Genomic DNA, 12,232 nt, shown 5'->3' with positions numbered 1-12,232 from the left:
CCACTTGCGCTTCCGATCTCTCGTCAGCGGGAGGCGAATTCTACAGCGTTACACGCTGCTGTCAACACCTCTTTTTCAACTTCCTTTTGGCTTCGATGAACTGAAGCAACCTGCCGCCGAAACCTACATAACTCATTGAATCTCAAGGAGTTTTCCGTTTCGACTGCGCCGGAAGTGGGGCGAATTATAGACATCTGAAATCTGCCGTCAACCGTTAATTTCGCTTTTCTTGCAAAACCTGCTTTTTAGCCAGCAAACGCGGGATCCGCCGCGTTACGGGAGGTATACGCAGCACCAGAAGCGCAGCACCCATAAAGGCATAGATCGCCCACTCCTCGAGATCAGCACGCACGATCCACAGCATATGCAGCAAACCCAGACCCAGAATCACGTACACCAACCGATGCAACTTCTTCCAGCGCGAGCCCAAACGACGTTGACTGTAGCGATTGGACGTCACCGCCAACACCAACAGACCAAGGAAACCCAACGCCCCCACTATTATGTAGGGCCGCTTACGTAACTCGACCGCCAACTGCGACCAATCGAACCCCAGGATAAACGCCATATAGCTGCACAGGTGCAAAACAACATAGGCAAAACACCAAAGCCCCAATTGCCGGCGTACAGCAATCCACCCCGCCCAGCCGGTGAGCTTCTGCAAAGGCGTCATGCTCAAGGTGATCAGCAGCAGCACCAATGTTCCGAGCCCCAACCGATCCACCAACACCTTGCCAGGATCAGGTCCAAGCGAATCCTCGAGAGCCTGATACAACCACAGCATCGGCCAGATAGCCGCCGCAATGAAAACGCCTATACGCCAGAACGGAAATCGCATCAGTAGTTCTTCCGCAGATCGAGCCCTGTATATAAAGAAGCGACTTCATCCGAGTAGCCGTTGAACATCTGCGTATCGCGTACATTCGGTTTGAACAGACTGTTCGGCAGACGCCGCTCCCGTGCCTGCGTCCAGCGCGGGTGATCAACTGTCGGGTTCACGTTCGCGTAAAAACCGTATTCATCTGCCGCAATGCTTTGCCAAGTGGTTTTCGGCTGCTCGCTGACCAGACTGATACGCACGATGGATTTGACACTCTTGAAGCCATATTTCCACGGCACCACCAAACGCAGTGGCGCGCCATTCTGATTCGGCAACTCTCGGCCATACATACCCACCGCCAGAATCGCCAAAGGATTCATCGCCTCGTCCAGTCGCAAGCCTTCTACATAAGGCCAATCGATCAAGGCGAACCCAGACCGCTGACCTGGCATGCTCTTGGGATCCTGCAAGGTTTCAAAGCGAATGTACTTGGCTTTGGACGTTGGCTCGACCTGCTTGAGCAGCGCCGAGATCGGAAAGCCAATCCACGGAATAACCATCGACCACGCCTCGACACAGCGCAGGCGATAGATTCGTTCTTCAAGTTGATAGGGCTTCATGAAGTCTTCCAGCGCATATCGCCCCGGCTTACCCACCTCCCCGTCTATCACCACACTCCACGGTTCGGTTTTCAGCGAGCCAGCATTCGCCGCCGGATCACCCTTGTCGGTTCCGAACTCATAGAAGTTGTTGTAGTGGGTGGCGTCTTTATAAGGTGTGATTGCCTCATCCTTGACGTTGACTGCTCCCCATTTAGTAGAGGACAGCTTGTCGTTAAACCAGGCAGGTGCTTTACCGGATTCGACATCAGCATACCTGGGAGCATCCTCGGCATTGGCCCAACGTGGCAAGCTACTGACGGCGATACCGGCAGCAGTAGCCCCCAGCAATTGGCGGCGAGAGAGATAAATGGCTTCAGGCGTGACATCCGACTCGTGGCAATCGGACGCTTTGGGGACTTTGATCAACATGGCAACTCCGCAGCTTTGGAGGACTGATGCACCCATAGACTGCGGAGTATGCGGGAAATTACATCACTCGGCTTTTTTGTGCCGACGAAGATGCAACAGGTACTGCACAGGGCCGGAAGCCGCGTAAGCAAGGAACACCAGCAGCAGAATGCGCGGTGGATCGCTAAAGACCACGGCGAACACCAGCACCACAGCAAGGATCGCCACGAACGGCACGCGCCCCTTCAGGTCCAGCTCCTTAAAGCTGTTGTACTTGATGTTGCTGACCATCAGCATGCCGGCCGCCGCAACCATCAGTGCGACCAGGAACGACATCTTCGAACCCTGAATGCCGTAATCGCTGAACGCCCAGACAATCCCCGCGACCACACCGGCAGCCGCCGGACTGGCCAGACCGATAAAATAGCGTTTGTCCGCCGTACCCACCTGAGTATTGAAGCGCGCCAGACGCAACGCCGCGCCCGCTACATAGATGAAGGCGACCATCCAGCCAACCTTGCCCATGTCGCCCAACGCCCAACCGAACGCCAGCAGCGCCGGGGCAACACCGAACGCAACCATGTCCGACAGCGAGTCGTACTCGGCACCGAAGGCACTTTGCGTGTTGGTCATGCGCGCCACGCGACCGTCGAGGCCGTCGAGCACCATGGCGACGAAAATTGCGATCGCGGCGAACGCGAAATACTTGCTCGCATTGGCCGAGTCGCCGGCGCTTAGAGCAGCCTGGGCGCTCATCGAGTTGATGATGGAGTAAAACCCTGCGAACAGGTTCGCAGTGGTGAACAGATTCGGCAGCAGATAGATACCACGATGCCGGACTTTACGACCTTCTGCGTCGTGCCCTTCTTCGATGTGTTCATCGATGGGCAGCAGGCTTTCGGCGTCAGAAGCCTTGTTCGGCTCTTCGGGACGTTCGCTCATGGACATTACCTTGCAACGGTTTGGAGAAATTTCGACAGGTGCTTGAGGACGACAGTTCGGCCACAAACGCTGCAGCTTTATACCAGAACCACCGCCTCAAACGAAAAAACGCGGCCGAGGCCGCGTTTTTCGTACAAGGAACGACGACTTAGTTTTTGGCTTTGTCGACGATCTTGTTGGCACCGATCCACGGCATCATGGAGCGCAGCTGCTCGCCGATGACTTCGATACCGTGAGCGGCGTTGTTACGACGCTTGGCGGTCATCGAAGGGTAGCCGGTTGCGCCTTCGCTGATGAACATTTTGGCGTATTCGCCGTCCTGAATACGTTTCAGGGCGTTGCGCATGGCCTGACGGGACTCGGCGTTGATCACTTCCGGACCGGTCACGTACTCGCCGTACTCAGCGTTGTTGGAGATCGAGTAGTTCATGTTGGCGATACCGCCTTCGTACATGAGGTCAACGATCAGCTTCAGTTCGTGCAGGCACTCGAAGTAGGCCATTTCCGGCGCGTAGCCAGCTTCAACCAGGGTTTCGAAACCGGCTTTTACCAGTTCAACGGTACCACCGCACAGAACGGCTTGCTCGCCGAACAGGTCGGTTTCGGTCTCGTCCTTGAAGGTGGTTTCGATGATGCCGGTACGACCGCCACCAACGCCAGCAGCGTAGGACAGTGCAACGTTTTTGGCGTTGCCCGAGGCATCCTGGTAGATCGCGATCAGGTCAGGAATACCGCCGCCTTTCACGAACTCGGAACGTACGGTGTGGCCCGGAGCTTTCGGCGCGATCATGATCACGTCGAGGTCGGCACGCGGAACAACCTGGTTGTAGTGAATCGCGAAGCCGTGGGAGAAGGCCAGGGTGGCGCCCTTCTTGATGTTCGGCTCGATTTCGTTCTTGTACAGGGAAGACTGGAACTCGTCCGGGGTCAGGATCATGACCAGGTCGGCAGCAGCAACAGCGGAAGCAACGTCGGTCACTTTCAGGCCGTGAGCTTCAGCTTTGGCAACGGTGGCCGAACCTTTACGCAGACCAACGGTAACGTCGACACCGGAGTCTTTCAGGTTGCACGCTTGGGCGTGGCCCTGGGAACCGTAACCGATGATGGCAACTTTCTTGCCCTGGATGATCGACAGGTCGCAGTCTTTATCGTAGAAAACTTTCATGAATTTCCCCTTTATATCCAGGCCGTTCAGGCCATTCGCTAATTTGGTTTAGATGCTGAGTACTTTGTCGCCGCGGGCAATGCCGGTCACGCCACTACGGACGGTTTCCAGAATCGATGCGGTGCCGATGGACTGAATGAAGCTGTCGAGCTTGTCGCTGGTACCGGTCAATTGAACGGTATACACGCTGGCACTGACATCGACGATTTGTCCACGGTAAATATCGGTGGTGCGTTTGATCTCGGCGCGCTGGGCGCCAGTGGCCTTGACCTTGACCAGCATCAGTTCGCGCTCGATGTGAGCGCTTTCCGACAGGTCCACCAGCTTGACCACTTCGATCAGCTTGTTCAGGTTTTTGGTGATCTGCTCGATGACTTCATCGTGGCCCACAGTGGTCAGCGTCAGACGCGACAGGGTCGGGTCTTCGGTCGGGGCCACGGTCAGGCTTTCGATGTTGTAGTTGCGCTGCGAGAACAGGCCGACTACGCGAGACAAAGCGCCGGGTTCGTTTTCCAGAAGCAAGGAAATAATGTGCCGCATGATTAAGTACGCTCCGTCTTGCTCAGCCACATATCGCGCATCGAGCCGTCTTTGATCTGCATCGGATAGACGTGCTCGCTGGTGTCGACCGAAATATCGATCACGACCAGGCGATCCTTCATGGCGAACGCTTCTGCCATCTTCGACTTCAAATCTTTCGATTCGGTGATGCGTACGCCAACGTGGCCGTAGGCTTCAGCCAGCTTGACGAAGTCAGGCAGCGATTCCATGTAGGAGTGCGAGTGGCGGCTGCCGTAGCTCATGTCCTGCCACTGACGAACCATCCCCAGAACACCGTTGTTGAGGATGACGATTTTCACTGGCAAGCCATACTGCAGGCAGGTCGACAGTTCCTGGATGTTCATCTGGATACTGCCTTCGCCGGTGACGCAGGCAACGTCGTCATCCGGGAAGCTCAACTTGATGCCCATGGCCGCCGGGAAACCAAAGCCCATGGTGCCCAGACCACCGGAGTTGATCCAGCGATTCGGCTTGTTGAACGTGTAGTACTGCGCAGCGAACATCTGGTGCTGACCCACGTCGGAAGTGATGAAGGCATCGCCTTTGGTCACTTCGCAGAGGGTTTCGATCACGGTCTGCGGCTTGATCAGGCTGCCGTCGCCCTTTTCATAAGGGAACAGGCCACGATCACCGCGCCATTCATCCACCTGCTTCCACCAACTGGCCACAGACTCCTTGTTCGGGGTCTCGCCGATTTCCTTGAGAATCGCGACCATTTCGGTCAGGACACTCTCAACCGGACCAACAATTGGCACGTCGGCCTTGATGGTCTTGGAAATCGAAGCCGGGTCGATGTCGATGTGGATGATCTTGGCGTTCGGGCAGAACTTCGCCGCGCCGTTGATCACGCGATCGTCGAAACGCGCGCCGACCGCGAGGATCACGTCAGCATGGTGCATCGCCAGGTTGGCGGTGTAGCTGCCATGCATGCCGAGCATGCCGATGAACTGCCGGTCAGTACCCGGGAAACCACCCAGGCCCATCAACGTGTTGGTCACTGGCAGGTTGAGCATTTTCGCCAGTTCGGTCAGCGGTGCGGAACCGTTGCCGAGAATTACGCCGCCACCGGAGTACATGACCGGACGCTTGGCCGCCAGGAGCATTTCTGCTGCCTTGCGGATTTGCCCGGAGTGACCACGAACAGCCGGGCTGTAGGAACGCAGCTTGGCTTTCTTCGGGAAGATGTATTCGAACTTCTCGGCCGGGTTGGTCATGTCTTTCGGGATATCGACTACGACCGGGCCCGGACGACCGGATTGCGCGAGGTAGAAGGCCTTCTTCATGACTTCCGGGATTTCCGAAGCGTGCTTGATCATGAAGCTGTGCTTCACGATCGGCCGGGAGATACCGATCATGTCGGTTTCCTGGAACGCGTCGGTGCCGACCATGGTGCTTGGCACCTGACCGGAAATGATCACCATTGGAATCGAGTCCATATAGGCGGTCGCGATACCGGTAATGGCGTTTGTGGCGCCAGGACCGGACGTCACCAATACCACGCCGGCTTTACCGGTGGCACGGGCATAACCGTCAGCCATATGGGTTGCCGCTTGTTCGTGACGAACCAGGATGTGAGTCACTTCCGGTTCTTTGAACAGGGCATCGTAAACATGCAGGAGAGCACCACCCGGGTACCCGTAGATATATTTGACACCTTCGTCACGCAAAAAGCGGACGAGCATCTCACCGCCAGATAAAAGCTCCACGTTGTTCACCTCTAAAACGCCAGAATACCGTCCACAAAAAAGGGGCGGGTCTTAATAGGTTTACTTCTCGGCAGAGCATGAGCGACGGTGGTCGCCGACTACGTCAGCACTGACTGAGCAAGTATTGGGATCGTCCCAAGTGTTGCGGGCCTTTCCCACCCAGCGCGAGGTAACGCGTTGCGGGTGTAACAGGTCGGCGCGGATGTGCGCCTCATGATCTACCGAGTGGGTCTGCTTCTGGCAGTCCCTCTACAGCGGACTTTGGATTCTTCTGTTTCGCCCTCTCCAAGTCAAGTCGTCTATGTGGTTAATTGTGGGTAAGCACATGAGAACGCAAGAAAAAACCTGAAAACCGCTACTCTGTTAGTGTCAATTGCGCATTTTTGCCAAGGAATCAGCATGCGAACGCTCCTCCTGACTCTGCTGATCGGCCTCAGCCCGTGGTGCATGGCCGCTCAAATCTATAAATGGGTCGATGCCCAGGGTGTCACGCACTTCGATGCGCAGCCGCCACCGGGCCAGCCGTCCACCACCCTGCAGACGCCCTCCTCGCCTCCGCCGAAACCGGCGGCAATGCCGGGCAGCGGCGTGCTGGGAGATCAGAAGGCTATCGATGACAAGGTCAAGAAACAGGTGGCTAACCAACAGGCACAGCTAAAACAGTTCTGCGAACAGGCTCGGACGAACCTTGCGCAATTGCAAAACAATCCGCGCTTGAGAGAAGAGGTGGAGGGACAGTTGCGCCGGCTGGATGATGCGCAGCGTCAGGAACGCATTGTCGAGGCTCAGAAACAGATAGCCGAGAATTGCCAATAGGCATCTGCAGGACTGTAGGAGCTGTCGAGTGAAACGAGGCTGCGATCTTTTGACTTTAAAGATCAATAGATCGCAGCCTTCGGCAACTCCTACACAGAATCGGTATTAGCGCGAGGCAGTGATCAGCAGGTCAAACTCTTTGAGCAACACCTGAAGCTGACGATCCTTACCCTGCACATTGCGCTGGGCGAAGACCATTTCAGCCATTTCCTGAATCCCCGAGGCATTCGGCAACGGCAGATCCTGTTCGAGGATGTATTTCATCTTCGGCAGGAAGATCCATTGCAGCCACTGCTCGAAATCCAGCGTATCGACCGAAAACGGCTCGACACTGCTCAACGCTTCAGCTGACGGCGCAACTTCGTCCCACCAACCCTGCGTGCGCAGTTCACGCTCGATCAGTAGCAACTGATCGGCGATTTTCGGGAAACGTGCATCCATCACAGCGAAACCTTGGCCTTCTGACGGGCCTGAGCGGCACCGGCGGAATCGCCTTGTTTCTCGCGGGACTGAGCGATGATTTCCCACAGGTTGGCTTGCAGGTCCGGACGACCGTTGGCCATGGTCAGCGCACGCCGGGCAAACTGCTCGGCTTGCGGCGCATCACCTTGGGCCATGCGAACCTGCGCCAGACGATAAAGCACTTGTGGTTCACGCGGGGCGACACGCTGGGCTCGCTCAAGGCTGGACGATGCACCGTTGAGGTCGCCGCCGGCCTGCTGCTGTTGCGCGGTGGTCAGCAGAGCGAGCACCGGGCCGTCAAGTTGCTCATCGGCCGACAAGCCGCCACCACTGCTGGCGGAAGGAATCCCGCTTGGCGTCGATGGCATGCTGTAGCTGCCGGTATTGATCGGCGCAGACTCAGCCGGCGAAGGATTGTACGGCCCCGACGTGATACCGCCGGATGCCGGCCCAGGCACGATTGGCGAAGCGCTGATCGGTGTCGACACGGCAGCGCCGCCACCCGGCACCATCACCACCACACCAGTATCACCTTGCGGAATCGCCTGAGTCTGGCCCTGTGCTGGACGCTTGACCGTCGTTTGACGGAAACCGCCATTGGCCGAAATGCGCTCGCTGTTGGACACCGCAGTACCGGAATCAACCACCGGAATCGAACCACGCTGTACGGTAGAGCAGCCGCTGAGCAAAGCCACGGCGGTCACCGCTGGAATCAACCACTTGTTCACTTGAAACCCTCTTTGCTTAATTCATCCAGCCCTTGACCCAATCCATCACCGATTCGCCGGAAGCAGGCGTTTCGCTTGCACAGGCGGCGCCGGGTGGCGGTTCGCTGCCGCGAATATACGGCATCTGCACCGCCCCTGGGCAGTTGGCATCGGAGCCCTGCCCGGTCCGCGAATCGACCCACGCCTGCACGACGTTGTCCGGCTGCGGCATGTCCAGCGGCAGCGGATCGGCCTTGCGCATGAAACTGGTCCACACCTGCAGCGCACCGGTCGCACCGGTGAACGGTGTCTTGCCGTTATCGTCGCGCCCCAGCCAGACCACCGCCAGCAGATCCTGACTGAAACCGGCGAACCAGCTGTCACGGGAATCGTTACTGGTACCGGTCTTGCCGGCCAGCGTCAGAGTCTTGGGCAGCACGTTATAAACCGAGCTGCCGGTACCTTCACGCATCACGCGCTGCATGGCGTTCTGGATCAGATAAATGGAGGCAGGGTCGAAACGCTGCTCGATCTGGAACGGATAACGTTTGAGCGGCTCGCCCTCGGCGGTCAGCACGCTGCGAATCCCGCGCATTGGCGTGTTGAAACCACCGTTGGCCAGCGTTTGGTACATGGTCGCGACTTCGATCGGGGTCATGCCGCCAGCACCGAGCAACATCGACGGGAACGCCGGAAACTCACGCGTCACTCCCAGACGACCGAGTGTTTTCAACACATTCGGCACACCGACTTCCAGGCCCAGACGCGAGGTCGACAAGTTGTAGGAATGCGCCAGCCCCTGATAGAGGAACACCGTGCCGTGGGAGCGGCGGTCATAGTTCTGCGGTTTCCACACCTGACCGTTCGCGCCTTTGACCGACAACGGATCATCAGACAGCCAACTGGTCAGTGTGTACTGGCTCGGTTTTTCCAGCGCAGTCAGATAAACCGCAGGCTTGATCAACGAGCCGATCGGTCGCACGGCATCCAGTGCGCGGTTGAAACCGGCATAACTGGCCTGACGACTGCCGATCATTGCCTGGACCTCGCCGGTTTCCGGATTGGTCACTACCATCGCCGCTTCGACATCGTCGGAGCCCTTGCGCCCGGACAGACGTTTAAAGGTGTCGTTGACCGAGGTCTCGGCTTTCATCTGCAGGATCGGGTCGAAGCTGGTGAAGATGCGCAGACCTTCTTCGGTCAAGTCTTCGTCGCGATAGTCTTCACGCAACTGACGTTTGACCAGATCGATAAAGCCCGGGAACGAGCTGTCGGCGAGCTTGCCGCGAGTAGTCACGCCCAGCGGCATGTTCTTCGCTGCGGCCACTTGCTCGGCAGTCGCCACGCCTTGTTGCTCAAGCACATCGAGCACCAGGTTGCGACGCTCCAGCGCACGTTCGGGATTACGACGCGGGTTGTAGTAGGAAGGCCCTTTGACCATGCCGACCAGCAACGCCACCTGATGCAGTTTCAGTTCGGACAATGGTTGACCGAAGAAGAACTGGCTGGCCAGACCGAAACCGTGCACCGCACGCTGACCATCCTGCCCGACGAAGACTTCATTGAGATAGGCCTCAAGGATTTCCTTTTTGTCGTAATGCAGTTCCAGCAGCATCGCCATCATCGCTTCGGTGAGCTTGCGGGTCAGGCTGCGTTCATTGGTCAGGTAGAAGTTTTTCACCAACTGCTGGGTCAGCGTACTGCCGCCCTGCGTCATCTTGCCACCAGAGGTGTTGACCCAGACAGCACGGGCAATCGACTTCGGCGACACACCCCAGTGGCTATAGAAGTCGCGATCTTCTACAGCGACCAGGGTTTCGAGCAGATATGGCGGCACCTGATCGAGTTTGATCAGGATGCGGTCTTCGAGGTTTTTCGGATAAATGCCGCCGATCATCAGCGGTTCAAGACGCACCACGGACAATTTCGAACCGTTGGTCGCCGACAGTTCAGCCACATAGTCGCCGGAGAAGCGCACGCGCACCTGCTGCGGTTTTTCCAGGCCTTCATAGAACTGGAAGCCACGGGTATTCAGATCGACCGTATTGCCGCTGACGGCTGCGGCACCGGGGCCGTTACTCACGGCTTCGCGACGATAGCCGAGGGCATCGAGTTCGGTAAGGAAATCGTCCTTGCTGAGCTTTTGTCCGACGAATAGCTCGAGCGGGCGCGCATAGACCTTGGCCGGGATGGTCCAGCGCTTGCCGGAGAACTTCTCCTGCACCACGGCATCGAGGTATACGGCGAAGCCGGCCAGCACGACAAGGCCGACCAGACTGAGTTTAATGGCCCAGCTCAACCACGGGCTAAGGCCCTTGGAGGGTGGTTTTTTCTTGGTACGGGGGGATCGAGTTCGAGTCATGGCGGCGGATTATACGCACTTTATTCATACTCAACAGGAGCGCTCCGAGGTTTGCGTCAGGCTGGCGAGCGGCCATAATGGCGACCTCGAATTTCCCCCAGTCTCTGAAGGATCGCCCGTGAGCCAGTCACTGATCGCTGCCCTGCAAAACCCGGCCCTCTACCCGCACCCTGTCGAAGGGTTTCAGGTCATCGAAACGCATATCTCGTGGGTGATCCTCACCGGTCCCTTCGCTTATAAAGTGAAGAAGCCGGTCAATTTCGGCTTCCTCGACTTCACCGGCCTCGAGTCGCGCGCACATTTCTGCGCCGAAGAACTACGCCTGAACCAGCGTCTGACTGATGATTTGTATCTGGAAGTGTTGCCGGTGACTGGCAGCGTCGAAGCTCCGCAACTGGGCGGCGACGGCCCGGCGATCGAATATGTGCTGAAAATGCGCCAGTTCCCGCAGAGCGGTTTGCTCAGCACCCTGCAAGCCAACGGCGAGCTGACCACACAGCACATCGACGAGATGGCCGAGCAGATTGCTCGCTTCCACCTCACTGCGCCGAAAGTCCCGGCCGAACACGACGCCGGCACCCCGGACAGCGTGATGGCGCCAGTCTCGCAAAACTTCGAGCAGATCCTGCCGTTCCTCAGCGACAAAAACGATCTGCTGCAACTCGACGCGCTGAAAGCCTGGGCCGAGAGCAGCTTCGAGCGTCTCAAGCCACTGTTTGCCCAGCGCAAGGCCGACGGTTTCACCCGCGAGTGCCATGGCGATATCCATCTGGGCAATGCCACGGTCATCGACGGCAAAGTGGTGATCTTCGACTGCATCGAGTTCAACGAACCGTTCCGCTTCACTGACGTCTGGGCCGACACCGGTTTCCTCGCGATGGACCTGGAAGACCGTGGCCTGAAATCCCTGGCGCGCCGTTTCATCAGCCAGTATCTGGAACTGACCGGCGACTATCAGGGCCTGGAAGTGCTGAACTTCTATAAAGCCTACCGCGCTCTGGTGCGCGCCAAGGTTGCGCTGTTCAGCATGCCGGCGGACGCGACTCCGGTGCAGCGCGCCACCACCCTGCGCCAGTACCGCAACTACGCCAACCTGGCGGAAAGCTACAGCACCATTCCTTCGCGCTTCATGGCAATCACCCACGGCGTTTCCGCTGTCGGCAAAAGCCACGTGGCCATGCGTCTGGTCGAAGCGCTGGGCGCGATTCGCCTGCGCTCCGATGTTGAACGCAAGCGTCTGTTCGGTGAGCAAACCGTCGCCAACGACGTGCAAGCCGGCATTTACAGTGCCGACGCCAGCACCGCGACCTACGCGCGTCTGCATGAAATCGCTGAAGTGATCCTGCACGCTGGTTTCCCGGTGGTGATCGATGCCACTTACCTCAAGCGTGAGCAGCGCGACAACGCGGCGAAGATCGCCGAGGCCACCGGTACGCCATTCCTGATCCTCGACTGCAACGCGCCGCAGGCGGTGATTGAGAGCTGGCTGGCGATTCGTCAGGCGGACAAACAGGATCCGTCCGACGCCACACTGGCTGTGATCGAAGCACAGCAGGCCAACCGCGAAGCGCTGACACCAGAAGAAATCCTGCGCAGCAAACGCGTGCAGACCAATGAATCCGGAACCCTGGACACCGTGGTCGCGCAGATCCGTCAGCGCTTGCCAGGCCTGTAAGAAACT

11 protein-coding genes are annotated in these 12,232 nt (G+C 57.9%); 2 read left to right on the top strand and 9 right to left on the bottom strand.

Annotation, left to right across the window (positions count from 1 at the left end; all coding sequences use genetic code 11):
• Positions 1 to 214 precede the first annotated feature (214 nt).
• The 6 genes from msrQ to ACOYXE_RS27260 all read right to left on the bottom strand — a co-directional run bounded on the left by msrQ (position 215) and on the right by ACOYXE_RS27260 (position 6,204).
• Complete coding sequence (gene msrQ, locus ACOYXE_RS27285) at positions 215 to 838, bottom strand: protein-methionine-sulfoxide reductase heme-binding subunit MsrQ (RefSeq protein ID WP_160059434.1); 624 nt, start codon at positions 836 to 838, stop codon at positions 215 to 217.
• Positions 838 to 1,851 (bottom strand): protein-methionine-sulfoxide reductase catalytic subunit MsrP, encoded by a 1,014-nt coding sequence (msrP, locus tag ACOYXE_RS27280; protein ID WP_160059435.1) that lies wholly within the window; start codon positions 1,849 to 1,851, stop codon positions 838 to 840. Before msrP ends, msrQ begins: the two co-directional genes overlap by 1 nt.
• A gap of 63 nt (positions 1,852 to 1,914) precedes the next feature.
• Positions 1,915 to 2,772 carry a CDP-diacylglycerol--serine O-phosphatidyltransferase gene (gene pssA, locus ACOYXE_RS27275; protein ID WP_016983477.1) on the bottom strand — a complete coding sequence of 286 codons (858 nt, stop codon included), beginning with the start codon at positions 2,770 to 2,772 and terminating at the stop codon, positions 1,915 to 1,917.
• Between the two features lie 148 nt (positions 2,773 to 2,920).
• Positions 2,921 to 3,937, bottom strand: a complete 1,017-nt coding sequence (gene ilvC / locus ACOYXE_RS27270) for a ketol-acid reductoisomerase (RefSeq protein ID WP_007909969.1) — start codon at positions 3,935 to 3,937, stop codon at positions 2,921 to 2,923.
• A 48-nt stretch (positions 3,938 to 3,985) separates the two neighbouring features.
• On the bottom strand, positions 3,986 to 4,477 hold the full coding sequence (gene ilvN / locus ACOYXE_RS27265; protein WP_003176102.1) for an acetolactate synthase small subunit: 492 nt from the start codon (positions 4,475 to 4,477) through the stop codon (positions 3,986 to 3,988).
• 2 nt (positions 4,478 to 4,479) lie between these two features.
• Complete coding sequence (locus ACOYXE_RS27260; protein ID WP_093434972.1) at positions 4,480 to 6,204, bottom strand: acetolactate synthase 3 large subunit; 1,725 nt, start codon at positions 6,202 to 6,204, stop codon at positions 4,480 to 4,482.
• 399 nt (positions 6,205 to 6,603) lie between these two features.
• On the opposite strand from ACOYXE_RS27260, the gene ACOYXE_RS27255 reads away from it, so the two are divergent.
• Positions 6,604 to 7,020 carry a DUF4124 domain-containing protein gene (locus ACOYXE_RS27255; protein ID WP_405122867.1) on the top strand — a complete coding sequence of 139 codons (417 nt, stop codon included), beginning with the start codon at positions 6,604 to 6,606 and terminating at the stop codon, positions 7,018 to 7,020.
• 105 nt (positions 7,021 to 7,125) lie between these two features.
• On the opposite strand, the gene ACOYXE_RS27250 is transcribed toward ACOYXE_RS27255, so the two are convergent.
• The 3 genes from ACOYXE_RS27250 to mrcB are packed head-to-tail and all read right to left on the bottom strand — an operon-like array spanning position 7,126 to position 10,551.
• On the bottom strand, positions 7,126 to 7,461 hold the full coding sequence (locus tag ACOYXE_RS27250; RefSeq protein ID WP_160059437.1) for a YqcC family protein: 336 nt from the start codon (positions 7,459 to 7,461) through the stop codon (positions 7,126 to 7,128).
• Entirely contained in the window at positions 7,461 to 8,210 is a 750-nt protein-coding gene (locus ACOYXE_RS27245) for a hypothetical protein (RefSeq protein WP_108226992.1), read from the bottom strand. Before ACOYXE_RS27245 ends, ACOYXE_RS27250 begins: the two co-directional genes overlap by 1 nt.
• 16 nt (positions 8,211 to 8,226) lie before the next feature.
• Positions 8,227 to 10,551, bottom strand: coding sequence for a penicillin-binding protein 1B (gene mrcB, locus ACOYXE_RS27240; RefSeq protein ID WP_460926959.1), 2,325 nt, complete (start codon positions 10,549 to 10,551; stop codon positions 8,227 to 8,229).
• Positions 10,552 to 10,669: 118 nt separating this feature from the next.
• Between mrcB and ACOYXE_RS27235 the strand changes: the two genes are divergently transcribed.
• Positions 10,670 to 12,226 (top strand): bifunctional aminoglycoside phosphotransferase/ATP-binding protein, encoded by a 1,557-nt coding sequence (locus ACOYXE_RS27235; RefSeq protein WP_160059439.1) that lies wholly within the window; start codon positions 10,670 to 10,672, stop codon positions 12,224 to 12,226.
• Positions 12,227 to 12,232: the final 6 nt, after the last annotated feature.

Source organism: Pseudomonas sp. MC6 (assembly GCF_054790575.1).
Note: the sequence above shows the minus strand (reverse complement) of the source record. Positions and strands in the feature narration are given on the sequence as shown.